This window comes from Pandoraea horticolens (assembly GCF_902459555.1).
Lineage (GTDB): Bacteria > Pseudomonadota > Gammaproteobacteria > Burkholderiales > Burkholderiaceae > Pandoraea > Pandoraea horticolens.
The window spans coordinates 131,124-157,274 of record NZ_CABPSM010000013.1; the positions used below are offsets into that span (position 1 = coordinate 131,124).

The window sequence follows — 26,151 nt, forward strand, 5'->3', positions numbered from 1 at the left end:
CAGTATCAATGCAAACACCGTTTGTCCTCCCGCTCATCGCGCGGAACCTTACGCCCGCGCGCGAGCCCAGCCTGAATATTTCATGCCCGCCCCTCGTTGGATCTTCCGTCAGCGCGATCCGGCAAGTTCAGACGATTCGCTTTATACATTCAGGAAATGAACGGCGCATTTGATACTTGGCTGCGAGTGTTTGATTTGCCGTTTAGCCGCACGCCTGTGTTATCGAACCAGAATCCAGGCCCAGGCCACGCCTAGCAGGCCAAGCACCATCCCCATCAGGCGCCCCTTTGCATTGCTCTTGATAATGCTCAGACCGTCAAACAGGCGACGCCCCTCCATCAACCCGAAGATGACAAGCACGGGACGAGCAAAGAGAAACAACGCCAGCACGATTTCCACTGCGACCCAATGCCACGTTTCATCGAGCGCACCGTTGGAAAGCATGAATATCGCGAAGTTGGCGCTCAGCGTAGTGATTCCCGCCCACCCAACGCCGTCCATGAACGCCTGACCATGAATCATTCACTACCTCCAAGCCATATATCGAGCCAGCGGCCCCACAGCGGCTTGCCCATGGCACCGGCGAGATTCGCCCCCCCCCCACCGTCGAGGTGCCGCTGTTGGTCGTGATGCTGCCCGAGCCGGCCGTATAGTTTCCGCCCGTGGGCAGCGCGCCAATGACGAGGAGCGGCAACGCTCAGCCTCCGCGGCAAAATCGACACAGACGCCATCATTCGACGTCATCGCCCGAAATCGACGTCGCGAATCGAGCACTCCTTTCGTCACGCGTGCGGACACATTGCGTGTCCGACGACACACCTGCCCACGAATGGCATCAAGATAGGAGATGAGCAGAAAGCAAGTCTTTGAATAAAAGGCACCTTCGTTTGCGAGGCAACCCGACGTTCGCAATTCGACAGCGGCCATCACTCTCACAGACCATTGCGAGAATCTTCTCGATTGACCAGGCAAAAAGATCAACAATCAAGATCGATTTTTCAAATATCCTTGTGCGCAATAAGACGTCAAATCACCGAAAGCGCCTTTTTTATCGACGCAAGGGAAATTGAAAAATTGCATCGACGAAGCCCGTGGTTGATTTTGTATTTACGGTGTTCAGCAGTGTGTGCGCAGCAAGTTGGGGGGCTATCCCGTCGACATGAAACATGTTGGACGGTGGGCGCAAGCGAACCTACGCGTGGAGCTTCACGCGTGATCGACGCGAGCATCACGGGGCTACGCTCGCCAAGCGACCGTGCGGTCGCCCGCGGATGGCCGCGCGAGAAGCAGGTCGCCGAGTTCATTTGCCGTCCTAAAGCGCTGGCCGCCTTTGGCGGCAAGCTCAAGGGGGTGGATCGCGTATTCCTCGGCACCGATGACCCCAACAATCTCAGCCTGATTCGCAGCGACAAGCTGATCGGCACCGGTCAGGCGCGATACGACGGAGGCTGGCGCACGTTTTCGTTCGAATGCCTGATGGACCCGAAAACCGCCAAGGTCACGAAATTCCTGATTTCCATGCAAGCGGTACCGCCGGTCTGACGATGGTCCCCGGAAAATTGCGGGAAGCCCGGCCTGTTGTCCGCCGCCGCCCCCTCGATTTCGTCTCATTCTTAATACCAATTTGACTCATTTCGCCCTCAACCCCGTTTCTCTCAAAGACTCCCGGAGTACAGTCGAGGAACAACTGCCATGAAGAAATTCACTGAGCGGTTTGCCGCCGTTTTTTCACAAGAACAACATAAACCACCCTCTTTCATTGCCGCAAAAAGCGAATACCGAATGCTCGATGCGCGATCAATTCTCAATCACATTGAAACGAGAACCATCCTCTATGCGCCTCAAAAATCATAAAATGACGTACGTGCTCGGCGTTGCGCTCCTGAGCGTTGTCAGTGCGGTGGCAACCGCTTCGGACAGCTCGCCGAATCCGAAAATCACCGATCCGCACTTCAAATTTGCGCCCGGCTATCTCCGGCAGAAAGACTTGCCTAACAGTCTCGAATTGCTCGGACCGCCTCCTGCCGATGGCAGCGCTGCGCTGGCCCGCGACGAAGCCGCAAGGGAGGCGACCGTGCCGTTGCGCGGCAAAGCGCGCTCGGAGATCGCCCGCCTCGACGCCGACCTCGTGTTTCCGCAACCGGCCAAGAACTTCTCTTGCGCGATGGGCGTCGACATCGATCAAAAGAAAACCCCTCGCCTGTATCACCTGATGGAGCGAGTGCTGACCGATGCGGGGATGTCCACCTATGGCGTCAAGAACAAATACAACCGCACTCGCCCCTTCGTGGTTCACAACGAAGGCACCTGTATGCCGGAACAGGAACCGTTGCTGCGTCATGACGGTTCATACCCATCGGGCCACACCGCGGCCGGCTGGGCATGGGCGCTGGTCTTGACCGAAGTCAGCCCAGAGCGAGCCGATGCGCTGTTCAAGCGTGGCCTGGCGTTCGGTCAAAGCCGAGTCGTCTGCAATGCGCATTGGCAAAGCGACGTGGATGCGGGACGCACCATGGGCGCCGCTACGGTGGCAAAACTCCACACCAATGCGGCGTTTCTTGCCGACGTGAAGGCCGCGCGCAAGGAAGTTCAGAGCGCGAGAGCCAAAGGTTCTGCCTCTGCACTCAACTGCGGCGCAGAAGAAGCCGCCTTGTCCGATCAGTAACCAATCATTCGGCTGCCCTCGCTCGACTGTCGATGCGGGAGCACCGAAAGATAGGGCTCCGGGCCCCACTTTCGGACTCGCTATCGACGTATGGGCGATCTCCGATGGCGGAATTCAGCGCAACCTGATTCCGCCGGCAATCAACAAGGAAACAGAGTCGTTATGACAAGGAAGTCCCTTTGTGCGTGGCTAGGCGCCGCAGTCCTCACGCTCGCCAGCGGCATTGCCGTCGCAGAAGCGGTCATCATCGCGCCCCACGAACCGCCTGCCGCACGAGTGGAAGTCGTGCCCGCCGCTCGCGCGGGTTATGTCTGGGACCCCGGCCATTGGCGCTGGGCTGCGGGTGGGTATGTCTGGGAGCCCGGGCACTGGCAAGCGGTGCGAGTCGGGCATCACTGGATACCAGGCCATTGGATCCGATTCGGCGCGAACTGGCGCTGGATACCCGGCCGCTGGAACTGAACCCCGCCAACAAGACCGAGTGGCAGCCCCGCAGCCGCTCTTGCCGTGCTCGCGCAAACGCGAGTGCCGGCAGCTCGAAACAAGCATCTCTTTAGCAACAACTCTAGTGTTGGAGAAGTGAATGATATTCAACCGTACCCGTAGCCTTGTCACCGCCACGCTCATCGGGGCGCTATGTGCCCCAGGCGCCTACGCGCAAAAGGCCCCCGATGGAGCAGCGCCGACGCGAGGGTTCAATACCTACATCCCCCAGGAAGTCCTGACACCCAATACGGTCCAGACCCGAATTGGCACGCTTAACTTTGCCGACGGTATTCCGACGGAAGACACGGCTAAACTGGTCTTCGATAACCTCGACTTCCTGCGCGGCGTGGAAGTGTTCCTCAACCTCATGCCTGCCGCGAGTATTGAAGCGATCCGCCGGTCAAGCGTTGCGCTCGGGGCAACCAAGAGCAACCAGGCCACGATCTACGATCAACTGGCCGATTCCAATCCGCTTCTGCTCACCGCCAACACCGACACGGTCTACGCCTTCTCCATGCTCGACCTGCAGACCGACGGCCCAACCGTGGTCGAGGTGCCGCCGGGCAGCGGTCCGGGAACCGTCAACGACGCGTTCTTCCGCTTCGTCGTCGATATGGGCGCACCTGGCCCAGATCGCGGCAAGGGCGGCAAGTACCTGATCGTGCCCCCGGACTACACCGGCAAACTCCCCAAGGATGTGAAGGACGGTGGCGAGTACTACATCTCGCGCTCGCCCTCCTATGTGAACTTCGTGGTCCTGCGCGGATTCCTGGTGGACGGCAAACCCGACGCGGCGTCGAAGATGTTCCGCGAGGGTTTCAAGGTCTATTCGCTGAGCCGCGCGAAGAACCCGCCGAAGATGGAGTTCATCAACTCCTCAAAACAAGCCTTCAACACAGTGCACGCCAACACCTTCGCGTTCTTCGAGGAACTCGATCACGTCATCCAGAAGGAACCTATCGGTTTTATTGATCCCGAACTGCGTGGTCTGGTCGCCTCGATTGGCATCCGCAAGGGCAAGACATTCGCCCCGGACGAGCGGATGACGAAGATTCTCACCGACGCGGTCGCTGTCGGTAACGCCACCGCACGTGCCATCAGCTTCCGCACTCGCGATCCGCGCGCCGCGCTGTATCCGAATAGTGCGTGGCGATCCGGCTTTATCGGTGACGATTATCGCTGGCTGGGCGGCGACGGCCTCTCGGGCCGCGACCTCGATGCGCGTACCAGCTTCTTCTACGTCGCCACGGTCAACACGCCTGCGATGGCTGCGAAACTGGTTGGCAAGGGGTCGCAGTATGCGATTGCCAGCGCCGATGCGGCGGGCAAGCCTCTCGACGGTGCGAAGCACTACCGGCTCCGCATTCCCAATGGCGTGCCGGCAAAGGACTTCTGGTCGGTGGTCCTCTACGATCCGCAGACCCGCTCCGAGCTTCAGACCTCGCAACCGTTCCCCAGCAAGAACAACAAGCGTGACAAGTTAATCGCCAACGCCGACGGGTCAGTCGATCTGTACTTCGGGCCCGAGGCGCCCAAAGGCAAAGAGGCCAATTGGACGCAGACGGTGCCAGGCAAAGGCTGGTTCACGATCTTGCGACTGTACGGTCCCCTCGACGCATGGTTCGACAAGACGTGGAAGCCGGGCGAGATCGAGGAAGTGAAGTAAGCGCGAGCGAGTGAGCGGAGTCATCCGCGAAAGGATGTGAGTGACGATAGGGGCCGCCAGTTGCCGATGCAGCGAGGTGGCCCCTTTTTTTTGCGCCTCGCCACGCGCACGCCCCCGTCAGTCTGCATCGCCGACGCCATAACCCCGAAACAAATTAGCCTGATATTCTTGCGGACGAAAGACGCGCGATCAGAGGCGCGTTTTCTGCCTTTACCGTTAAGAAAATCCATCATGACAACAACACCTGGGTCGGTTGCACAGACAACTACAGGCGTAGCCGCAGGTCTGGCAACCCTGTATTTTCTTCGCCCGGTACTCATCCCGTTCTTTCTCGCCGTACTCCTGCGAATTCTGATTTCGGGCATCGTCTCCGTGGTCGTCCGCCTCCTTCCGCGAGCGCCGAAATGGCTGGTCCTGGTGGCTACCGCAGCGATTGTGGGGTTCACCGCCTATAGCATCTTCATCATCACGCTCCAGGGAATCAGCGACCTCATTCAGCAATCCTCCGACCTCCCCGCTCAACTCGACCGCCTCATTCGGTCTGCCGCCGTGGGCTTCGGACGGAAATTCGATCTCGCCACCGTTATCGGGTTGATCGATCTCCCCCAACTCGAGCACAGCCTTGCCGCCTGGCTGGGAAATGCCGTGTCGATGGCATTTCTTACCTTGATGTTTCTCGTGTTCATGCTGTTGGGGGCAATGACAAACACCGAACCGAAAATACTGCGGATCACGACGAGTGAGGCCAGAGCGAATTCGCAGCGCCTCGTTCTCAACAAGATCGTGCATGGCGTACAGGCTTATCTGATCTCTCAGACGGCGATCAACCTGGCGATTGCCGTTCTCTCCGCGCTGGTTTTCCGGATTGCCGAACTGCCCAATACCGCATTCTGGGCAGTGACGGTGTTTCTTCTCGCGTTCATGCCCGTCGTGGGACCGTTCGTTGCGAGCGTTGTGCCCGCATTGTTTGCAGCGCTTCATAGCGATTCGATTACCGTGCCGCTCGGGGTGTTTGTCCTCACCCTTTCCATTTTCCAAATTGCCCACAATCTCGTGCTTCCCAAGCTCCAGGCGAAAAGCACGAACACGGACCCATTGGTCGGACTGTTCGCACTGGGGATCTGGACGCTGGTGTGGGGGGTACCGGGCGCCATTCTTTCGACGCCACTGACCGTCCTCGTGATGGTCATCGCCGCGCAGTTTCAAAGCTCAAGATGGCTGGCGATTCTCATATCGCACGACGGCGCTCCCGATGCGGCGCTTCCGCCATCCCCTGCCGAGAAGTGAACGCCTGGCGAGCCGATCGGACTCCCATGCGCCGGGCAAAAAAAACCGCCCCTGAAGGAGGCGGCATAGGCTCCCTACCACCTGGGGGGCCGGCAGGGAGAAGTGCGGTCGAGGTAAACCGCAGGGGAGAACTACCCGCCAGCCTCAATCCATTCGAATCGAGTTGCACAGTAGTCGAAATCAAGGGTAATGGGGGCATCTCGTCGGCACAAGACAGATCGCCCCGCATCTGGCAACTCGCACCGGAACTCAATAGCGAGAACAGATAATTCAAAGCCCCGGGAGGCCCGCAAACGATGGGCCGTATCCCGCGACAATCCATCGGCGCTGAACACGGCGTCAACGTCCTGCTCGGCAAACGAGGTCCAGTCACCGTGACCGCTGGCCTACAAATGCTTAACACTCTCAACTCTTATATAAGATATAAGACATTTGACGAGACGCTACGTCGAGACTAAAATCACGATCAAAGTAGCGCCCGGTATAGCCTTGGAGGCCTGAAAAGCCTTCCCCCGAAACGCAACACAGCAGGTCTCCCTATGCTTGAAAACTATCGTGCTCACGTGGCCGCACGCGCCGCGCTTGGTATTCCTCCCCTGCCGCTGACGGCACAGCAGACCGCTGAACTGGTCGAGTTGCTGACGAACCCGCCGGCTGGCGAAGAGCAGACCCTGCTCGACCTGATCACCCATCGCGTGCCCGCCGGCGTGGACGAAGCCGCTCGCGTGAAGGCAGGCTTCCTTGCCGCGGTTGCCAAGGGCGAGACCCGCTGCTCGCTGATCTCGCGTGCCCGTGCTACCGAACTGCTCGGTACGATGCTCGGCGGCTACAACATCCAGCCGTTGATCGAGCTGCTGCCGGACGCCGAAGTCGGCACCGTCGCCGCCGACGCGCTCAAGAAAACCCTGCTGATGTTCGATCAGTTCCACGACGTCAAGGAACTGGCCGACAGGGGCAATGCCAATGCGCGCGCGGTGCTCCAAAGCTGGGCCGACGCCGAATGGTTCACGAGCCGTCCGGAAGTGCCGCAAAGCCTGACTATTACCGTGTTCAAGGTAACGGGCGAGACCAACACCGACGACCTGTCGCCGGCCCCGGACGCCACCACCCGCCCGGACATTCCGATGCACGCGCTGGCGATGCTCAAGAACGCACGCCCCGGCATTACCCCGGAAGAAGACGGCAAGCGCGGCCCGGTCAAGTTCATCGAATCGCTCAAGGAAAAGGGCCATCTGGTCGCCTATGTGGGTGACGTGGTCGGCACCGGCTCCTCGCGCAAGTCGGCTACCAACTCGGTACTGTGGTTCACGGGCGAAGACATCCCTTTCATCCCGAACAAGCGCTTCGGCGGCGTGTGCCTGGGCAGCAAGATCGCCCCGATCTTCTACAACACGATGGAAGACGCCGGCGCCCTGCCGATCGAACTCGACGTGTCGAAGATGGAAATGGGCGACGTGGTCGAACTGCGCCCGTACGAAGGCAAGGCGCTGAAGAACGGCGAAGTCATCGCCGAATTCCAGGTCAAGTCCGATGTGCTGTTCGACGAAGTGCGCGCCGGTGGCCGTATTCCCCTGATCATCGGCCGCGGCCTGACCGCCAAGGCCCGCGAAGCCCTTGGTTTGCCCGCGTCGACACTGTTCCGCCTGCCGCAGCAACCGGCCGACAGCGGCCGTGGTTTCTCGCTGGCGCAGAAGATGGTTGGCCGCGCCTGCGGTCTGCCGGAAGGTCAGGGCATTCGTCCGGGCACGTACTGCGAACCGAAAATGACCTCGGTCGGCTCGCAAGACACCACCGGCCCGATGACCCGCGACGAACTCAAGGATCTGGCTTGCCTCGGCTTTTCGGCCGATCTCGTCATGCAGTCGTTCTGCCACACCGCCGCTTATCCGAAGCCGGTGGACGTGAAAACGCACCAGACCCTGCCGAACTTCATCAGCACGCGTGGCGGCATCGCACTGCGTCCGGGCGATGGCGTGATCCACTCGTGGCTGAACCGCATGCTGCTGCCCGACACGGTGGGCACCGGCGGCGACTCGCACACGCGCTTCCCGATCGGCATCAGTTTCCCGGCAGGTTCGGGCCTGGTTGCCTTCGCGGCTGCCACCGGCACGATGCCGCTGGATATGCCGGAGTCGGTGCTGGTCCGCTTCAAAGGCAAGATGCAACCCGGCGTCACGCTGCGCGATCTCGTCAACGCGATCCCGCTGTACGCCATCAAGCAAGGCATGCTGACCGTTGCCAAGCAAGGCAAGAAGAACATCTTCTCGGGCCGCATCCTTGAAATCGAAGGCCTGCCCGACCTGAAGGTCGAGCAAGCGTTCGAACTCTCAGACGCCTCCGCTGAGCGCTCGGCCGCCGGTTGCACGGTGCACCTGAACAAGGAACCGATCATCGAGTACCTCAACAGCAACGTCACGCTGCTGAAGTGGATGATCGCCCAAGGTTATCAAGACCCGCGCAGCCTGCAACGCCGTATCACGGCGATGGAACAATGGCTGGCCGATCCGAAGCTGCTCTCGCCGGATGCCGATGCCGAATACGCCGCGGTCATCGAGATCGATCTGGCCGACATCCACGAGCCGATCGTGGCCTGCCCGAACGATCCGGACGACGTGAAGACCCTGTCCGACGTGGCCGGTGCGAAGATCGACGAAGTGTTCATCGGCTCGTGCATGACCAACATCGGTCACTTCCGCGCGGCGTCCAAGCTGCTCGAAGGCAAGCGCGACATTCCGGTCAAGCTGTGGGTGGCCCCGCCGACCAAGATGGATCAGAAGCAATTGACGGAAGAAGGCCACTACGGTGTCTTCGGTACGGCGGGTGCCCGTACGGAAATGCCGGGCTGCTCGCTGTGCATGGGTAACCAGGCACAAGTGCGCGAAGGCGCGACGGTCATGTCGACGTCGACCCGCAACTTCCCGAATCGTCTGGGCAAGAACACGAATGTGTACCTTGGCTCGGCCGAACTCGCCGCGATTTGCTCGCGTCTGGGCAAGATTCCGAGCAAGGAAGAGTACATGACCGACATGGGTGTACTCGCCACCAACGGCGACAAGATCTACAAGTACATGAACTTCGACCAGATCGAAGACTTCAAGGAAGTCGCCGATACGGTGCAGATGTAAGTGTGAAGCTGGGTGACGGCGCGGGGCTTGCGCTGTAACACCGCCGCATCACGATCAAATGGCGTCTGGAGAATTCCGCTCTCGACGCCATTTTTTTATGGATACGATGGCCGCGCGCCCCGCCGATGGCGTGCTCCTACAGATCATCAGGCGTATTAAACATCCGTAGAGAAATACCGTTATCTCTCAGACGGTTTGGCGTCAATGCCGGGCCGCAGCGTTCCACATATCCAATGATGGGACCGGGATCTCGTGCATCGAGGCAGAGCTACGAGCAGCGATATGCCAACGACATCGCCAATCTCCACCGGCAATATGACGGTGTGAAATCCGTCACGGAAATGATCCAGTGGGTCGCCAAGGACAAGGAGGTCATCCCGACCTATTCCGGCTTTGAGATCGGCTCTGAGCTGGGAAAGAAGACCCCCGATAAGTCGGCGCAGTTCCGGGGCTTTCTTCAGCAGATTGGCCAGCACCGCGGGCAGGACTATGTCCCGCTTGTAGCACCGACAGTCCTTACGGGGATTTCGGCGACGACCAATAAATAGGCGGCGCCTCGCAAGCGCGGGTTGCCGTCGCGAGCGAGGCTTTAGAGCATGCGCGTTGCCGCGCACGTGCCCAAGTTGCCCGCCGAGAGCACGGAGGTGAGCACCACCGCGTTCATGACCAACGCCGCACCCAACGGTCCCGCGCGCCGGATCCTTGGATTTGCCCGCGGCGATGCCGACGAGTTCGGTGCCCTAGAACGAGAAGCCGACCACCATCGCCACGCCGATCAGCGCGGCGAAGGGCGCATCGCCTATCGCCCAATTAGCGACACCACCGCTCTCGCCTCCGCGAATGAAGCCCAACAGCCTTCGGGCTCAAGGTGTTATCCGCACACGGTTTCGGCGAAGCCGAATTCTGGTTGCGCTGATCAGAAAGGCCACCACACCGGACTATGGCACACGAAGTTCTCTTCGGTATACGAAACGTTCGGCTCGTCTCTGGCGTAGCCATCTGATGAGGCACTCAAGATCGAGGATTTTTAACGACCGTGATTTCGCATTTGCATTTTCTATTGGCGAACATCAGAGATCTGCACTATGATTAAATCGGTTCGATTTTAATAATTTTCTTTTATTTGATTTATTTTTAATTAAATAATTGAAATAAAATCTTACCACAATGAAATTCACGAAATAGAAAGGAATATCTCAATTAATTTTTTCTTGACCGCCAGTTTCGACGGCGAAGTTACTTTCAAATAATGAGGTGATATATGAGCGAAGTTATTTCCTTAAGCACTCTTCGTCTGAAGCTAGCCGAAAAAGAGATGATTGAAAAACTCGCGGGGCACATGGACATGCTTTGCAGAATGTGCGGATTTTGAAATCAACGATCTAATGATAGAGACCGCGAAATATGCGGTCTTTTCTATTTCTACCACGCGAGGAGTATCTATGCTTGCTTGCAAAGCCGTTCGCGATATTGCTCCGGCCTCACTCCTGAGTCATCTTCACAAGAAACTGTCGCACCTGACCAGGGTTGAGCAAGACATTCGTATTGACGAGTGCCTCAAATTTCTATTTCTTGCCTCCGTTCGCCTAAAGGGCGGTGAAGGCGCCTATATCGCTGTTAATCAGGATATTGATGAAGTTTGGCACGAGTGCATCTTGCAAACCAGAGAGTATGAATCTTTGTGCATGGCTCTTCCCGGAAAACAATTTATCCATCATAGCTCATCGGAGGAAGGATACCGTGGCTACGTGCGGGACACCGGTGCGAGCAAGGCGGCAGACGAACATGTGTGGTGGCTGGAGAATTATTATTTGCATTTCGGCGAGCACACCAGAAAATCTTCTGAACATTGGATTTCCGTGATATTTCTTATGAAAACTCTCCAATTGTCCTTGGTAGAAATAAACCGTATCGCCAGAGGAGAGACTATTCAAAAGCCGGTGGCGTATGACGTATCGCAAGCTGAAAAAACTACTGCAGGGATCGCGAATTCATAAGACTGCGCTGCCGACCTTCGGCGCGAAGGGTGAACATTGTTACGGTTGCCACGGTAGTCTCCCCCGTATTTGACGGGGCTCAGAAGTAGAGGTCATGCCGCGATGGGCAACTTCCGTTTCGGCGGTACGCCGCCAATGGCCGAGTTTAGCCGCTCGTGATTGTATGCCCACAGCCACTTTGTCGCAGACTCCTGAACGTCGCTCGCCGTCTCGAAGAGGTAATGAGTGAGCCCGTCGTATCGAACCGTTATGTTGTAACGCTCGATGTACGCGTTCTGTTGCGGTTTGCCGGGTTCGATAAACTGGAGCACGATGTCACGTCGAACGGCCCACTCCCTGAGCGCATCGCTGACATATTCGGGTCCGTTGTCGCTACGGATCTTCAGCGGCTTGCCGCGCCATTCGATTACCTGATTCGCTGATAGATGCGATAAACGCGTTTGTGATTCCAGGCAAACCCTTGACGTTACCCAGGTGCAGGAAGCACAGACCGAAGCCCCAGTTGCGCTGGTTGCGCGTGAGTTTCACCGGCCACTCGGCGATTACCCCATTTTCGGGGCAGCGCTTTGCCCGGTAGCGGTAGCAGGTCTCGCTCACGCCAAACGCCTCACAGGCCGCTCGTACGCTCATCGCGCGCTCCTTGACTGCACGCATGGCCATCTCGCGACGACGAGATGGCCTCACCACTTTTTTCAAGCGCCTCACGCACCACCTCGGCCACTGGTGTACCCAGTTCAGCCTGCTTCAACGCGTATGCGATCTGCTCTTCGGTATATCTGCTTTTTTCACGGCATGACCTCCTGGTCGGAGTGTCAACATCATGCCGGATTTTTTCAGTTTCAAACGGTTAAGTTTTGTGGGCTAGAGTCATTCCGTCCACATGGCAGCGCCCTGCTTCACAAACGGAATCAAGCGAAAGCGTACAAAGCCCTGCCGTCTGTGGACCAACGGCATGGTCGAGCGTGTGAGGCTTGGGTAAAATCATCGCCTTTACCGACTACCGAAAGAGCGATTTGTGCAAATGCGAACGGTGAGCCTCTGCGACAATAAAAAGCGCACGGCGGGCTGCGACGATGACGGGCACGCTGCGATCGAAAGCGCTTCCGTGAGATAAGTTCACAATGTATCCCGTTTCCGGCGCTGAGGCCCCGCGCTCCCAGTTCTCCACGACGACCTCAACGTCGGCACTCCCTACTACTACAACGCAGTCGACTACCCTTGGCACCAACGTGTGTGAAGTGCGCCAAGCTGATGGGTGGTCCCGTATGCCGTTGGGCCTGGGCCAACTCTTGCCGCCCCTCAGAATGGCGATAGGCACCAGACAGGCCTCGGGAAACGTGCGCCGGTCGACGCCAACTTCAACGCAGCCGACTATTGTCGGCGTCAACGTTCGCTTAGTGCGCCAGGCAGATCAGCCTGCTAGGCGAACGGGACCGCCTATCCATGCCGGGGCGATGGACGCCTTGCTGAACTTCACCCAACAAACGCCGTCCCCCGAAACATCGCAACTATTGGGCAGGTTTGAGGATATTCAGGAGAGCCTCGAGCGGTACGTCAATGCCCAAGCATTGGCCGACATGCCATCAAGCTCGCCTGAGCGCCCGCTGTCCGCTGAAGCAACAGCCCTGATACCCCAAGGGATGCGAGCCTGCATGGATACCGCGCCGGCGCCGCAGGCCAATGCTGGAGCGTTGGCCTGCATGCCGTCGGGCTCGATTCAACGACGGCATCTGCCGGAAGCATGCGCAGCGGAAAATCGGGCAGCGCACCGGGCGGCAGGCAGCGGGAGAGACGCTGGCTTAATGCCCGTCCCAATAAATGTCCTCCGCCAAAATGTTGGCATCCAAACTTTACGGGCGCTGCGTGACGCGCTGATCCACAACCCCAAGCTTGATGTGACAGGATGGGCGCGAACAAACCACCTTCATGCGCTAACGGTAAAAAGTTCAGTACGCAAAGGCACGCTAACGCCTGAGGCGCAGAACCGGTTGGATGTGGCCGACGGGAAAGCACCGCGTTTTAGGAAGGTGGAGGTGGACGACTTACGAGCGCTGGATGCCGCATTGACCTTCGACCGCAAGTTTGGCCTCGCAGAGTGGGCACGAGCACGCGGTCTGAATTCCGGCACGGTAAGAGCGCTTGTGCGGAAAGGCGCGCTCAGGCTGGCTGCACGGAAAAGGTTGCTGAATGCGGGTGGCCAACCTACGGAGCCCGGCGAGCTGTGACGCAGGCCGCCGCTCAAGCTCCGAAGCCCAGGAGGAAAGTGGCGCCGGGCGACTTGCGGGCGCAAGGTGACGAAAGATCATGAAACCGTCGACCCTTATCGTATTGCGAGGAAACTCTGGTTCGGGGAAAAGTGCCATTGCACGCATGCTTAGTGAGCGCTTGAAACCTCACAGTGCGTGGATTGAACAGGACCACATACGGCGTATCGTCTTGCGAGAGAAGGATGTGTCGCTTCGCGACACCCCCGGTTTGTTGTCTTTAATGGCTCGCTATTGCCTTGAACGTGGACGGCACACAATCATGGAAGGAATCCTGCACGCAGAGCGATATGGACCAATGCTCGAAGCACTATGTAATAGTCATTCCGGGCCGACACTCTTCTACAGCTTTGATCTGTCGTTTGAGGAAACGCTGAGGCGTCATGCAACTCGACGCTTGCCTGGCGTAAGTGAACAAATGATGCGACGGTGGTATCTCGGATGGCAGCCGCTGCAGTTTTGTTCAGAAGAACGCATCTTGGCAGAAGAATCACTCGACGACATATTGGATCGTATCGAGTCAGATATGAAGCGTCGTCTCGTAAGTGTAAATCGTTAGCATGCACCGGACGACCGACTGAGGCGTTTCCAGTGTAGGCAGTTGATCTAGGACGCCTCTTGCCGCCGTCTGAGCGGTGGGCTGGAGGGAGGATGTCTTGAGAGTCCAAGGCAACTCGCCTTTTTCAACTCGGCGATGACCGGCGATTTCAACGCCAACGTAAAGCCCGAGCGCTTGAACTCACGTGTCTCGTCGTGATGGCGACGCTCCTGCGCCGATTCGATCGTGACATTCTGGCCAATGCCGGTGACGTCGCCCGCCGCCACGATGTCGCTGCCACGCACCGACAGATCCTTGCCCGCCACCAGGCTCACGTTACCGTTCAGGCTGCCCATCTGCGTCACGCCACTGTCGTGGGGTCCAGTCGCGCTGCTCGTTCTTGCCGTACGAAACGCCCACGCCGCCCGATGACCCCAAGCCCGAGCGCTTCTTCTCGTAAGAAGCGCTGCTCTCGTTTTCGTTCTGGGCCGATTCGATGCGCAGGTCGCGCCCTGCCTGCAACGCCACATCCTGCGTGCCAACGACCGTCGATCCGCTCACAACGAGATCCCGTCCCGCAGCAACGCCAACCGCATTACCGGAAACCGTGGAGCCCACGGCAATCGTCTGGTGCGAGTTCGAGGCCGACGTCTCCCCCATTTTCGAAAGGAAACCCGAACTGCTGTCGTGCTGCCACTTCTTGCTGTCGTGCCGTCGCACGAAGTGAACGTGAGACATCGCCCCCCAAATGGAAACCATGCATTTCGGTAAGCGGACCGGCCTCTGCACCAAACGTTACTTTCCTTAGATGCGAACTAAACTTGCGATTCTCACGTTCTGCGAGTACCCCGGTTTCATTTTTGTAGACCAGAAGCTGCGCATCGCGGACTTCGTGCTATCCAGGCGTAGGCTTCATCTTTCGGATGAATGCGCGATATCTCGGGCGAGAATCGCCTGTCTTTGAGCAATTCGATGGCCTCTGGGCATAGGCCGTCAAGCAAATGGACCTTTCTTCGTATCATTGAAATGTCCATTGGGAATACACGCATGCCGTCGCGCACAGTTCATCAGCGCCCCGAGCAAATCCGTTTGCCCCCATGCCTGCCACACGTCGTAATAGGCGTCGGCAGGCGCATCTGGGACCACGCAGGGGCCTGCGGCTTGCCACCCCAGTGAGCGATTCATGCAAGCGCCGATGGCGAGACTATGCAATAGTGACCAACGATGGGCCATCTGGCAGGCACATCGCGATCACAAGAACTTCCATCAGGCAACGCCATGCTTCCTGTTTCCGGCGCTGGTGCCCCGCGCTCCCGGTTCCCCGTAACAACATCAACGTCGGTACAGCCTACTCCGTCAACTTCAACACAGTCGTCTACCCTTGGTACCGACGTGCGCGAAGTGCGTCAGGCTGACGGGTGGAGCCGTACGTCGTTGAGTTTGAGTCAACTCCTGCCGCCCCTCAGAACGACGAAGAGCGCTGGACTGACCCCGGGAAACGTGAGCCAGTCGACGTCAGCATCAACGCAGCCGACGACTGTCGGCGTCAATGTGCGCTTAGTGCACCAGGCAGATCAGGGTGGACGAACGGAACCGCTTATCCATGCCGGGGTGATGTCGGGCATGCAGTCGGGCCCGCTCCAACGCCCGTCCCCGCCCCCGACAGCAGCAATACTTGACGCGGTACTGGACATGCAAGGCATACCGGCGTCGCATGCCGAGGCGTTGTCGGGCATGCCGTCGACCTTGGCCCAACGGCTGCCGCCAGCCCAACGCCCCCACAAAAAAACGGGTACGGAGCACGGAAGAGCGAGGGTCACCACCGAGATGTTGTGGGCGTGGCAGCGCCTCGGCAAGCAGGCGATTGTCAAGGTGGGGGGGCTTGACGGCTTGGCCAAGCAATACCGCGTCGCGCCTGCCGCGCTGAAAACTTACCTGCGTGCAGACGGCACGCTGACGAAGCACGCCGAGGACCGGCTCAACCCACCTGGCAAGGAAATCACCCTCGAGATGGTGCGGGCGTGGCAGCGCCTCGGCAAGCAGGGGATTGTCAAGGCGGGCGGCCTTGACGGCGTGGCTAGGCAGTACGGCGTCGCGTCTGGCGCGCTGAAAATCTACCTTCGTGCAGACGGCACGCTGAAGAAGCGCGCCGAGGACCGGCTCAACCCGCCTGGCCGGGAAATCACCCTCGAGATGTTGCGGGCGTGGCAACACCTCGGCAAGCAGGCGATTGTCAAGGCGGGTGGGCCTGACGGCTTGGCCAAGCAGTACGAAGTCTCGTCTGCCGCGCTGAGAGCTTACCTTCGCGCAGACGGCACGCTGACGAAGCGCGCCGAGGATCGGCTCAACCCACCGGGCAAGGAAGTCAGCCTCGAGATGGTGCGGGCGTGGCAGCGCCTCGGCAAGCAGGGGATCGACAAAACCGGCGGGCTTGACGGCGTGGCCACGCAATACCGCGTCACATCTGGCGCGCTAAAACATTACCTACGTGCAGACGGCACGCTGACGAAGCATGCCGAGGACCGGCTCAACCCGCCTGACAAGGAAGTCACCCTCGAGATGGTGCGGGAGTGGCAGCGCCTCGGCAAGCTGGGGATCAATGAAGCGGGCGGGCTTGGTGGCGTGGCCAGGCAGTACGGCGTCGCGTTTACCAGGCTGAGAAATTACCTGCATGCAGACGGCACACTGACGAAGCGCGCCGAGGACCGGCTCCGCAATGATGGCGCGATGTAAACCGTAGATTCCCGCCATGGCGAGGACCAATCAATCGTTGAATTGATGCTCACTAGAGATCCCATGCATGTCTTCCAACATCGCTTGAAATGATCAATGCGTTGCGGCGGACTCGGCGGGCCTGTTAGGAATTTCGTGTTCGAGGCATATGATGCACCCAACAAGGAGAACGTATGCCACCCGAAAGCCCGACTGTCAGAGCTGCCAGCCATTCCCAGCGAGCTGCTTGAGCAGTTTGGCGACGGCCCAATGACGGCGGAAGCTATCAATGCCGCGGCCATGGCGCTCAAGAAGGCGCTGATCGAGCGGGCGCTGGGCGGCGAGATGAACCACCATCTCGGTTATCTGCCCGGCGCTGCCAAGCCTACCAACGCTACCAATCAGCGTAACGGCAAAGGTGCCAAGACGGTTCTGACCGAAGACGGCCCGATCCGTATCGAGGTGCCCCGTGACCGCGATGGCAGCTTCGAACCTATCTTGATTCCCAAGCACGAACGCCGCTTCGACGACAAGATCGTCGCTATGTATGCCCGAGGCATGACGGTGCGCGAGATCCTGGGCTTTCTGCTGGAGCAGTGCGGCACGGTCATCACGTGGGTTCGGCACATAGAAGTACGTGGCCTGCCGTAGCTGCAATACCGCTGTCGCCCGCCGAATGCTCACTCGATACGCTTGATTCAAAAAATTAGCCAGCCCGCGCTTACGGGCTGGCTTCACAGCTTTTTTGCACCACCTCCTGAAGCATCGTCTTGTCCAGGCTGAGATCGGCCACCATGCGCTTGAGTCGGGCGTTCTCCTCTTCGAGTTGCTTCAGGCGCCGCAACTCGGCAACCCCGAGGCCGCAGCACTTCTTCTTCCAGTTAATGGGATGGACTGCTGCCGTGGTACCCACTTCGGCTTGCTTCAGCGCGAAAGCTATCTGCTCGTCGGTGGTGAACTTCGATTTCTTCATACAAATCTCCTGCCCGTCAGAGCTTTAAATTTGCCAGAAATCTCCAGTTTTGGATGCTACGGTTTTTCGGGGGGAAGTCACGGACGCCGAACGTGATTGATGATTTCAACCGGGAGGCGCTGGGTATTGAAGTGGATTTCTCGCTGCCGTCCGAGCGGGTGATTCGCACGCTGAAGCAGCATATGGAATGGCGGGGCAAGCCGAAGGTCATCCGGTGCGATAACGGCCCGGAATATCTGAGCGCGGCCATCGTGACGTGGACGCAGAAGCAAGGCATCCGGCTGGAACACATCGAGCCGGGCAAGCCGCAGCAGAACGCGTATATCGAACGGTTCAACCGGACCGCCCGATACGAATGGCTGTCGCAGTATTTGTGGGAGGACCTGGAGCAGGTCCGCGAAGCGGCGGCCGACTAGATGTGGACTTACAATCGCGAGCGTCCGAATATGGCATTGGGCGGTTTTACCCCGAAGCAGCGGCTGACCATCACCGCTTGGTTTCTACTTCTGCCGACCGTGGAAAGCGGGGGCATTACCCTGACAGCACTACTGGACCGTGACGCTCAACGTGGCGAAACGGTCGCTCAGTTGCCCGAAGCTCGGCACGTCGATATCGAGAGCCCGCAGGCGCCAGTATTCCTGCATGAAGCCGGTGATCTGGCGCATGCCCCAGCCGAAGAGGCGGTAGTACGTATAGATCAGCTCGATGTAAGCGTTCGTATAGGCGGGGGTTCGCCCCGAGACGCCAGGCACATAGGGCTGGCGGTTGATGAACGGCGCCCTGAGGTCGCCGCTGGGGCAATAGAGGTTGAGCTGGCCGCGCCGCTTCAGGCTCCGGTTGTAGGCGTGCGCGTTCGTCACCCGATACGTCGGTTTGGGACGTTTTCGCGCTTCGCCTGTTTTCAGCCGGGCCTGATAAGGCACTGAGAACTCGCGGGACGAAATGATCAATCCCCACTTTATACACCCGCCACGCCGCTCACGAACATCGGACAATCGAAAATACCCCCCTTCCGAACAAAGCCGATGCGCACAGCCCCCTCTCTACGTTAACAGGTTCAAGTTCCTCCATGATTTGCTACATTTCCTCCTAGCGGGGGACGATGTGGAATGCCATCGATCCGGCAACGCTTCAGTTAGATTTGACGATACATAGCGAGCAACTATGAATTACATAGCATCGCCTAAGCAGACAAAGCTCACGCTCAACCCCGTTGGAGCAAAGAATTGTGGCATTTCAGTGGCAAGAACCCTGATAAATTAGCCATAACCGATTGCCTTTAACTTCATGAATTAATGGAATTATTATGGCAGGCGTCAGCTTAAATAATGATCAAATGCCAGAAGCGGCATAGCATGGATTTATGCTTGGCAAGATAAAACACATGTGCACTGAATCAGAAACATCGCTCAACCTGATCAATAGACAAGAGAGACGCTATGCCCAATAGTTCTAATAGTTTGAGCCGAGGAACGCGCTTGGTTTACGCGGCTCAATCACTGACGGAGATAAAGGCAGCCTATGCCGATACATTGCGTCATTATTTGGAAGGCACAAAGAAGTTTGACAACGTCACGAGCTACATGGGTTGTTCGTTTTTGCAAGGTTCTGATGGCGTAGTGCATGGCACACCGCAGGCAATTGCCTATAAATATCAGAATCAAACCAATATGGTAGCTGTTTTCTATGTGAACAGCCAGAATTTCCCGATGGTATTAATGAGTGGCGACGGTCTTAATGCGGGTAGCCATAAGTTACTTCCACTTGGAAAAGATCCGCACAATGTCTATTTGGCATGGTTTCGGCCAGAAGAGTCAATGGTGCCGTATTACCTCAGCGATTCAAAAGGGGATATATTTTACCTATTTTATAAACGAAATGGAACGCTACACTACGCGGCTTTTAGTGCTTTTGGTGCGGATCCCATAGATGGTATTGATCATGATCTCGGTCTGGAGATGGTTGACTATGTCAGTATCGTCGCAGGACCCCAGGGGAGCGCCAAACCTTACTTATTTTGGAATACGCCAAAGAGTGGCATTTCGAACGAGATCCCTTCTTATCTCAATACTTGTCAACTGCAGTTGAACAATAGCGATCCAAATTACAAAAATTACCCTACCGTTTCAATCATTCCGAATACCGGGAAGGCGAAGTTAACACAAACAGTTTATGCACCAAGCGCCACATACGTGGACCGGGGAAGTCAGGGGCAATATTTCGTCATTTTTCACAGCCAACCTCTGGGAAATGTGCACGACACTTCCCAGCCCAAGAGATTACAGGGATATGTGCTGCCCGTAGCAAACACGAATGGGATCGTCGAAGGGAATTATGCCATCCTGTCTGGTGTGACTTCTGCGGGAAAAAGGGGAGATATCGGTTACCCCATTACAGGTGCTACAGCACCTTGTGCTTGGTCTGATCCCGATAGCAGTACTTTAGCGGATGTTTATCTGCTGGATGACAACAATCGAATCCAGATTATTATCGTAGATCTTGCCGAACTCAAACCTAACGCCACTATTAATCAGGGGACTATGAGCTACATAGCATCGCCCAAGCAGACAAAGCTCACGTTTAACCCCGTTGGAGCAAAGAATTGTGGCATTTCAGTAGTCAGAACCCTAACAAATTAGCCATTACCGATTGACTTTAATTTTATAAATTAATTTGATTACCATGACAACCTCCTGATTAAATCCAGTAATTCGCGTAATTTACGTCCAAAAGAAACTATATACGTTAAATGCGCCATACTTTCTCGGTCAATATTTTTCTAAAGTCGCGTTCGAAGCGCCACACGCCTAAGAAATACCCGATTTTTCAGCCAGACATACCTATCCTAATGTAGTGCATTGCACCCCTCAGGCGCTCTTCTTTAGGGATTCTGGTAATTTTTTTTCATACCAATGCCAACCAAGCGACGATGGTCGTAAGGACTGTTCGTAGCAACCAATGGGTCTTGCCTATTGGAGAGCTATCTCAGGTGGGTCTTGGATTCATAGCATATGAATCGCTGGCGCCATATACCTTGGGTGATAAAATTTATATTTTTTATTACAGTTCAAATGGCTTAGCCACCAATGGTCTTTTTTACGCGACGTACGATGCCGATTTTATTCCAACTAAATATCGTAAGTATGCTGCAGATCAACCGCTCAAAAATCCTGATTTTAGCAACAACCAAGTGCTTGCTATAGACTGCGAGAGCGTCGTCGCTGGGCCGGATGGCGCTAGCATGCCTTACTTATTTTGGAACTCCATAAACGAAAAACTGGGCAAGTCTATCTTAACGCTTGCCAACTCCAATTTAATAACAGTGATCCCAGCAATGGTAACAAACCCAGCGCTTCAATTGCAAAAGGTTCTACACGACAAAACTTAATATAAACTTACTATGCGCCAAGCGCCGTGTACATAGATGATCCAAAGCTCGGTCAGTATTTTGCGATCTTTCATAATCAGCAAAGTAAACAATTGGAATGTTATATACTCGGGCTAAAAAGAACAAATAAGACACTCGCCGATAGGGACTATCAAGTCCTATATTACGCATCGCATTTAAGTGGTGTACCGGCCATCGGGCACATTTGGGGAGCCACAGCGCCTTGTGGAGCTTACTGGACGCCCGGTACAAACAAAGTTGATGTGTACTTGGTAGAGAACGACGGTGGAGTCAGGATGCTTCGGGTTGATCTTTCTCGATTCACGGGTGATTGGGTGCAAGTTACGGGAACACTCAAACTACCCTCTTCCGTACGGTCTGGGGGAGGGGCGAATTTAGGTGTTTCGGTGGTTAGAGTTCCCGCGAGATGATTACTTTAAGGGCAGGAGATGGGCTTTGTTCGGCAGGGTAGCCGCAGAGCATTGCGTGGACGCAATTAGACTGTCTTGACGCAAACGAGCTTGCCAAAGCTGTTCCACAGGTTCACGAGGTTGGCGATGATGACGCCCTCGCGTTCCTGGGACTCAATTCGGCGCGTCAGCAGCCGCGCGGGTTTTGTCGCAATAAGGCTGGGTAGTTGAGCGAGCCCGGCGATGTATGGTCGGAGTCAGAAGGCGAGGCTGTAGAACTGGTCGGTCACGATCTTCTTCGGCACCTCGGAACAGGCCGGCAGCACGCGTTTGAAGAAGCGTTTCGCGGCCGCCTAGTCGCGCCGCTTCTGCAGCGAGATGTCGAGCTCAATGCCGTATTGGTCGGCGACACCCATTGCGGCAAGCAATTGAAGCGTGAGCCATGCCGCGCCAATGGCAGCTAATAGGTTCTTCACGTGGGTCTCCCGTCCGGTGCGCTGCAAACGGCGCGCTTTTCTGCGAGCTTGTGCTGCGCGACGAGAATCTCCCACGCCTCGTCCTCAAGGCGTCGGCATCCCTCGAAGGAGAGCGCAAACGACTTTGTAGGCTCTTCCACGGTGTACCCACGTGCTTCGATATCTGCGACGACTTCGGGAATATCGGTCACAGGACATTATTTCCATTATCGTCTCATGACCTCGACACACTAAAAAGCTGACAGGCTCCATCGCGCACGTTTGGCAGCTATGAGGTCATTACCCCAGTGAGCGATTCATGCAAGTGCCGATGGCGAGCTTATGTCACAGTGAGACTGCCCACAATGGGCCATCTGGCGATGGCAGGCGCATCGCGAACAAGAACCTCCATCGGACAACGCCATGCTTCCCGTTTCCGGCGCACAGGCTCCGCGCCTCCAGCCCTCAGTGGCTGCATCAACCTCAGCACCACCCCGACAGAGCGCACAGCCGCCAACTACGCTGACCGCCAGCGTGCGTGCGGTGTATCAGGCCGGTGAGTCATCCGGCATGCCGTCGAACTGGCCGGAACTCCCGTCTCCCCCCGCAACACCGTCAATACTTGACGCAGTGCTGGACATGCAAGGGGTACCGGCGTCTCATGCCGATGCGTTCTCTCGCGTGCCGTCGACCTCGGCCCAACGATCGCCGCACCCCGAAACTCAGGAGCCGCATGTCAACGGTTGCCATCGAGAGCGCGTAGCGCCACAGGACGCAGGCAGCGGGGAGGTGCTGATTTAATGCCTCCGTCGGCCCAAATCCTCCGCAGAGAAACTGGCACGCGGCGCAGGAGAGTGATGGTCACTACCGAGATGTTGCGGGAGTGGCAGCGCCTCGGCAAGCAAGGGATTGATGAGGCGGGCGGGCTTGACGGCTTGGCCAGGCAGTACGGCGTCGCATCTGACGCGCTGAAACATTGCCTTCGCACAGACGGCACGCTGACGATGCGCGCCGAGTACCGGCTCCGTATGGATGGTGAGGGGGCGATGTGAACCCCAGGTTGTCTCGCGGACCGTCTGGTCGATAAATCGCTTCTTCATCGAGTTCTCCTTGCCTTTAGGATAAAAGAGAACTCACTTGCCACATGGCAACAAGAATCGTCTCAGGTCACATGCTGCACCGATATCGTCACCTAACCGCCTGGCTTGGCGTGCTCGCGATGTGGTTAGCGATTGCGGCCCCACTCGTGTCGCAGTGGCGCATCGCGCAGGCAGCGACCTCGGACGTGATGGTCTGCAGTGCAGAGCATGGCTCGCACCGGCAGCCGGATGCGGGCCGCACGCACGATCATGCGCGTCATCTTGACGTCTGCGGCTATTGCGGCTTCTTCGCACATAGCCCCGCGATCAACGCGCCTGACGTCGCTCCGTTTGCTTCCGTTTGCGTCGTTTCCGCGACAGTCGTCGCCACGCCGCCTGCCGTTGCGGTGTGCACTGAGCAGTACCCGCGCGCATACCCACGCGCACCGCCCGAGCGCGCCTGAGACGCTCTCTTCCCTTCATTTTCTACTGTCAACTTCCATGTGATCCATCGAGGCCGCGTGGACGGTGCGACTCGGGCCTTTGATCATGACCATATTTCAGTTGCGTGCGCCGCGTGCGCCCCACCGTGCCTGTGAGCGGCGCATACCGCGCATGTTGAAACTCACCGTTCCAGCGCTGGCCGTCAGCGCGATGGCCGCTGCGGCAGCCGCGGCTGCAACCGAGCGACCGACCGGCGTCTCGTCTGACGACGCTGCCGTGCAGCTATCGCCCGTCGAGGTCGTCGCCTCGCCGCTGACAACGCCACTTGTCGTCGTCACGGAGCCGAAGACGCCGCGTCAGCCGCTGCCTGCCAGCGACGGCGCGGATTACCTGAAGACAATCCCCGGCTTCACATCGATCCGCAGCGGTGGCACGAACGGCGACCCCGTGCTGCGCGGGATGTTCGGTTCACGGCTGAACATCCTGGCCAACGGGATACCGACACTCGGCGCATGCCCGAACCGGATGGATGCGCCGACGTCGTACATCGCGCCGGAAAGTTTCGACAAGGTCACCGTCGTGAAGGGGCCGCAAACCGTGCTGTACGGACCAGGGGCGTCGGCCGGCACGGTGCTGTTCGAGCGGGTGACGCCGCGTTTCGAGCGTCCCGGCATGCGCGTAGAGGGCAGTGTGGTGGGGGGATCGTTTGCCCGCAATGACCAGAACTTCGACGTGACGGTCGGCACGCCGGATGTTTATGGGCGCGTGAGCGCGAACCACGCCCATTCGCAGGACTACCGGGACGGCAACGGCAACACCGTGCCGTCGCAGTGGGACAAGTGGAGCACCGATGCCGCGCTCGGCTGGACTCCCGATGATCATACGCGCGTCGAGCTGACCGCCGGCACGGGCGACGGCTATGCGCGCTACGCGGGGCGCGGGATGGACGGCGCGCATTTCCGCCGCAAGACGTTCGGCCTGTCGTTCGACAAGCGGCATCTTGGCGATGTACTCGACCGGATCGAGGCTCGCGTGTACTACAACGAAGCCGACCACGTGATGGACAACTATACGTTGCGGCAGCCTGATCCGAGCAGCCGCATGCCGATGCGCATGGCCGCCGAGGTGCGCCGCCGCACGTTCGGCGCCCGCGCGGCGGCGACGCTGCGCTTCGGTGAGGACTTCAAGCTCGTGACGGGTGTCGACGCGCAATCGAACCAGCTCGATTCGCGCTCGGCGATGGAGCCGCAGAACTACGGCGACCAGCCGTGGGATGCGCAGGCGCTGATGTGGAACGCGGGAGCGTTCGGTGAGCTGACGTGGTCCGCGAGCGAGGTGTCGCGCGTGATCGGTGGCGCGCGCATCGACTACGCGGGCGCCCGCGACCAGCGCGCGACGACGGGCGGGATGATGATCAGCAAGCCAAATCCGACCTTCGACGACGATCGTGTGCGCGTGCTGCCGAGCGGTTTCGTGCGCTACGAGCGCGATCTCGCATCACTGCCCGTCACGTGGTACGCGGGGATCGGCCATGCAGAGCGCTATCCCGACTACTGGGAGCTGTTCTCCGCGAAGCGCGGGCCGGCCGGCTCGGTCAACGCATTCTCGGCAGTACAGCCGGAGAAAACCACGCAGCTCGACATCGGCGCGCAATACAAGAGCGACCGGTTCGATGCCTGGGTCTCGGCCTATGCGGGCTACGTGCAGGACTTCATTTTGTTTAACTATGCGTCCGGCATGATGGGACCGACTACGCAAGCGACCAACATTAATGCGCAGATCATGGGCGGCGAAGCCGGCGCGTCGTGGCACCCGGTGGCACCGTTGCGCGTCGAGACGTCGCTCGTGTATGCATGGGGGCGCATCGCGACGAGTGGCGATCCGCTGCCGCAGATGCCGCCGCTCGAGGCACGCGTTGGACTCGAATACACGCGCGGGGCCTGGTCGGTCGGCGGCCTGTGGCGGGTCGTTGCGCCACAGCATCGCTATGCCCTGAATGAGGGCAACGTGGTCGGCAAGGACTTTGGCCCGAGCGCCGGATTCGGCGTGCTGTCACTGCATACGCAATACAACGTCAGCAAGACCGTGCAGATATCTGTCGGTGTCGACAACGTGTTGAATAGGGCCTACACCGAGCATCTGAACCTTGCCGGAAACGCCGGCTTCGGCTACCCGGCGAATGCACCGGTGATGGAGCCGGGCCGCACCGCTTGGGTGCGCGTGAGCGCGAAGCTGTAGCGTGCCTGGCACGTGTGCGATCCAGCATATGCGTGAACGATGGCGACCCCGCTCGTTCGGGCGGGGCGCGTCAATCGATTCGTGTGGAGGCTCGGCCGGCCAGCCTGTCTTAGATCAGCTGACCTGCCCCCCCGACAAACAGGGCCATCCGGAGTCTAGTAAAGTTCGTTTTCGGAGAAGAAGACGAACATGAAGAAGCGCTTTTCGGAACAGCAAATCCTCGGGTTTCTGAAGGAAGCCGAGGCCGGTATGCCGGTCAAGGAACTGTGCAGGAAGCACGGGTTCAGTGATGCTGGAGTTGCCCCTGTAATACCGGACACAGCGTCACACTAAGGTTGCTGAATCCGTCGAGCGCCGGAACTCGCGAGGCGAGCGGTATTTCAGCGCGCTATGGGGATGCTTCTCGTTGTAATGCTCGAACGCG

22 protein-coding genes and 7 pseudogenes are annotated in these 26,151 nt (G+C 58.1%); 20 read left to right on the forward strand and 9 right to left on the reverse strand.

What is annotated here, in order from left to right; genetic code table 11:
- Positions 1 to 219: 219 nt before the first annotated feature.
- Positions 220 to 522: a hypothetical protein gene (locus PHO31112_RS19930; protein WP_150622331.1), complete on the reverse strand. Its 303-nt coding sequence runs from the start codon at positions 520 to 522 to the stop codon at positions 220 to 222.
- 690 nt (positions 523 to 1,212) lie between these two features.
- Between PHO31112_RS19930 and PHO31112_RS19935 the strand changes: the two genes are divergently transcribed.
- From PHO31112_RS19935 to PHO31112_RS19965, 7 genes are all read left to right on the forward strand, one after another.
- A complete protein-coding gene (locus tag PHO31112_RS19935) occupies positions 1,213 to 1,542 on the forward strand; it encodes a DUF930 domain-containing protein (protein WP_150622333.1) in 330 nt (109 codons plus the stop codon).
- 247 nt (positions 1,543 to 1,789) lie between these two features.
- On the forward strand, positions 1,790 to 2,665 hold the full coding sequence (locus tag PHO31112_RS19940) for an acid phosphatase (protein ID WP_246178408.1): 876 nt from the start codon (positions 1,790 to 1,792) through the stop codon (positions 2,663 to 2,665).
- A 162-nt stretch (positions 2,666 to 2,827) separates the two neighbouring features.
- Positions 2,828 to 3,127, forward strand: a complete 300-nt coding sequence (locus PHO31112_RS19945) for a YXWGXW repeat-containing protein (RefSeq protein WP_150622335.1) — start codon at positions 2,828 to 2,830, stop codon at positions 3,125 to 3,127.
- A 121-nt stretch (positions 3,128 to 3,248) separates the two neighbouring features.
- A complete protein-coding gene (locus PHO31112_RS19950) occupies positions 3,249 to 4,817 on the forward strand; it encodes a DUF1254 domain-containing protein (RefSeq protein ID WP_150622337.1) in 1,569 nt (522 codons plus the stop codon).
- 36 nt (positions 4,818 to 4,853) lie between these two features.
- Positions 4,854 to 6,104: an AI-2E family transporter gene (locus tag PHO31112_RS19955; protein WP_150622339.1), complete on the forward strand. Its 1,251-nt coding sequence runs from the start codon at positions 4,854 to 4,856 to the stop codon at positions 6,102 to 6,104.
- Between the two features lie 539 nt (positions 6,105 to 6,643).
- Positions 6,644 to 9,229: a bifunctional aconitate hydratase 2/2-methylisocitrate dehydratase gene (acnB, locus tag PHO31112_RS19960; RefSeq protein WP_150622341.1), complete on the forward strand. Its 2,586-nt coding sequence runs from the start codon at positions 6,644 to 6,646 to the stop codon at positions 9,227 to 9,229.
- Between the two features lie 233 nt (positions 9,230 to 9,462).
- Complete coding sequence (locus PHO31112_RS19965; protein WP_150622343.1) at positions 9,463 to 9,777, forward strand: hypothetical protein; 315 nt, start codon at positions 9,463 to 9,465, stop codon at positions 9,775 to 9,777.
- Positions 9,778 to 9,821: 44 nt separating this feature from the next.
- On the opposite strand, the pseudogene PHO31112_RS19970 reads toward PHO31112_RS19965, so the two are convergent.
- Positions 9,822 to 10,083: pseudogene (locus PHO31112_RS19970) on the reverse strand (amino acid permease); the annotation flags it as partial.
- A gap of 588 nt (positions 10,084 to 10,671) precedes the next feature.
- On the opposite strand from PHO31112_RS19970, the gene PHO31112_RS19975 reads away from it, so the two are divergent.
- Positions 10,672 to 11,226: a glycine-rich domain-containing protein gene (locus PHO31112_RS19975; RefSeq protein ID WP_150622345.1), complete on the forward strand. Its 555-nt coding sequence runs from the start codon at positions 10,672 to 10,674 to the stop codon at positions 11,224 to 11,226.
- A 92-nt stretch (positions 11,227 to 11,318) separates the two neighbouring features.
- Here PHO31112_RS19975 and PHO31112_RS19980 read toward each other — a convergent pair.
- Positions 11,319 to 12,055, reverse strand: a pseudogene (locus tag PHO31112_RS19980) (integrase core domain-containing protein).
- A 634-nt stretch (positions 12,056 to 12,689) separates the two neighbouring features.
- Between PHO31112_RS19980 and PHO31112_RS19985 the strand changes: the two are divergent.
- Together PHO31112_RS19985 and PHO31112_RS19990 are read left to right on the forward strand one after the other, a co-directional pair.
- Complete coding sequence (locus tag PHO31112_RS19985) at positions 12,690 to 13,451, forward strand: hypothetical protein (protein ID WP_150622347.1); 762 nt, start codon at positions 12,690 to 12,692, stop codon at positions 13,449 to 13,451.
- Between the two features lie 79 nt (positions 13,452 to 13,530).
- Positions 13,531 to 14,049 carry an AAA family ATPase gene (locus PHO31112_RS19990; protein ID WP_150622349.1) on the forward strand — a complete coding sequence of 173 codons (519 nt, stop codon included), beginning with the start codon at positions 13,531 to 13,533 and terminating at the stop codon, positions 14,047 to 14,049.
- Positions 14,050 to 14,096: 47 nt separating this feature from the next.
- Here PHO31112_RS19990 and PHO31112_RS27950 read toward each other — a convergent pair whose 3' ends face one another.
- Both PHO31112_RS27950 and PHO31112_RS27955 read right to left on the reverse strand, forming a co-directional pair.
- Positions 14,097 to 14,384 (reverse strand): hemagglutinin repeat-containing protein, encoded by a 288-nt coding sequence (locus PHO31112_RS27950; RefSeq protein WP_281355112.1) that lies wholly within the window; start codon positions 14,382 to 14,384, stop codon positions 14,097 to 14,099.
- Entirely contained in the window at positions 14,365 to 14,787 is a 423-nt protein-coding gene (locus PHO31112_RS27955) for a hemagglutinin repeat-containing protein (protein ID WP_150622352.1), read from the reverse strand. The genes PHO31112_RS27950 and PHO31112_RS27955 overlap by 20 nt, the downstream gene beginning before the upstream one ends.
- 933 nt (positions 14,788 to 15,720) lie before the next feature.
- On the opposite strand from PHO31112_RS27955, the gene PHO31112_RS20005 reads away from it, so the two are divergent.
- Both PHO31112_RS20005 and PHO31112_RS20010 read left to right on the forward strand, forming a co-directional pair.
- Complete coding sequence (locus PHO31112_RS20005) at positions 15,721 to 16,761, forward strand: hypothetical protein (RefSeq protein ID WP_150622354.1); 1,041 nt, start codon at positions 15,721 to 15,723, stop codon at positions 16,759 to 16,761.
- A 192-nt stretch (positions 16,762 to 16,953) separates the two neighbouring features.
- A pseudogene (locus PHO31112_RS20010) lies at positions 16,954 to 17,355 on the forward strand (transposase); the annotation flags it as partial.
- Positions 17,356 to 17,406: 51 nt separating this feature from the next.
- Here the strand turns inward: PHO31112_RS20010 and PHO31112_RS20015 are convergent.
- Positions 17,407 to 17,713 (reverse strand): annotated as a pseudogene (locus PHO31112_RS20015) (IS3 family transposase); the annotation flags it as partial.
- A gap of 68 nt (positions 17,714 to 17,781) precedes the next feature.
- Between PHO31112_RS20015 and PHO31112_RS20020 the strand changes: the two are divergent.
- Positions 17,782 to 18,207: pseudogene (locus tag PHO31112_RS20020) on the forward strand (integrase core domain-containing protein); the annotation flags it as partial.
- Positions 18,208 to 18,258: 51 nt separating this feature from the next.
- Here the strand turns inward: PHO31112_RS20020 and PHO31112_RS20025 are convergent.
- A complete protein-coding gene (locus tag PHO31112_RS20025) occupies positions 18,259 to 18,636 on the reverse strand; it encodes a transposase (RefSeq protein WP_150622360.1) in 378 nt (125 codons plus the stop codon).
- 516 nt (positions 18,637 to 19,152) lie between these two features.
- Here PHO31112_RS20025 and PHO31112_RS20030 point away from each other — a divergent pair.
- A complete protein-coding gene (locus tag PHO31112_RS20030; protein ID WP_150622362.1) occupies positions 19,153 to 20,352 on the forward strand; it encodes a hypothetical protein in 1,200 nt (399 codons plus the stop codon).
- 350 nt (positions 20,353 to 20,702) lie between these two features.
- Positions 20,703 to 21,101, forward strand: coding sequence for a hypothetical protein (locus PHO31112_RS20035; RefSeq protein WP_150622364.1), 399 nt, complete (start codon positions 20,703 to 20,705; stop codon positions 21,099 to 21,101).
- A 679-nt stretch (positions 21,102 to 21,780) separates the two neighbouring features.
- On the opposite strand, the pseudogene PHO31112_RS28245 reads toward PHO31112_RS20035, so the two are convergent.
- A pseudogene (locus PHO31112_RS28245) lies at positions 21,781 to 21,915 on the reverse strand (DDE-type integrase/transposase/recombinase); the annotation flags it as partial.
- Between the two features lie 68 nt (positions 21,916 to 21,983).
- Complete coding sequence (locus tag PHO31112_RS20050; RefSeq protein ID WP_150622366.1) at positions 21,984 to 22,178, reverse strand: hypothetical protein; 195 nt, start codon at positions 22,176 to 22,178, stop codon at positions 21,984 to 21,986.
- 211 nt (positions 22,179 to 22,389) lie between these two features.
- Between PHO31112_RS20050 and PHO31112_RS20055 the strand changes: the two genes are divergently transcribed.
- From PHO31112_RS20055 to PHO31112_RS20075, 5 genes and pseudogenes are all read left to right on the forward strand, one after another.
- Entirely contained in the window at positions 22,390 to 22,767 is a 378-nt protein-coding gene (locus PHO31112_RS20055; protein WP_150622368.1) for a hypothetical protein, read from the forward strand.
- A gap of 56 nt (positions 22,768 to 22,823) precedes the next feature.
- Positions 22,824 to 23,018 (forward strand): hypothetical protein, encoded by a 195-nt coding sequence (locus PHO31112_RS20060; RefSeq protein WP_150622370.1) that lies wholly within the window; start codon positions 22,824 to 22,826, stop codon positions 23,016 to 23,018.
- A gap of 119 nt (positions 23,019 to 23,137) precedes the next feature.
- Positions 23,138 to 23,509, forward strand: coding sequence for a DUF2946 domain-containing protein (locus PHO31112_RS20065; RefSeq protein ID WP_150622392.1), 372 nt, complete (start codon positions 23,138 to 23,140; stop codon positions 23,507 to 23,509).
- An 85-nt stretch (positions 23,510 to 23,594) separates the two neighbouring features.
- Positions 23,595 to 25,727 (forward strand): TonB-dependent copper receptor, encoded by a 2,133-nt coding sequence (locus PHO31112_RS20070; RefSeq protein WP_150622372.1) that lies wholly within the window; start codon positions 23,595 to 23,597, stop codon positions 25,725 to 25,727.
- 189 nt (positions 25,728 to 25,916) lie between these two features.
- A pseudogene (locus PHO31112_RS20075) lies at positions 25,917 to 26,021 on the forward strand (transposase); the annotation flags it as partial.
- Between the last annotated feature and the right edge of the window lie 130 nt (positions 26,022 to 26,151).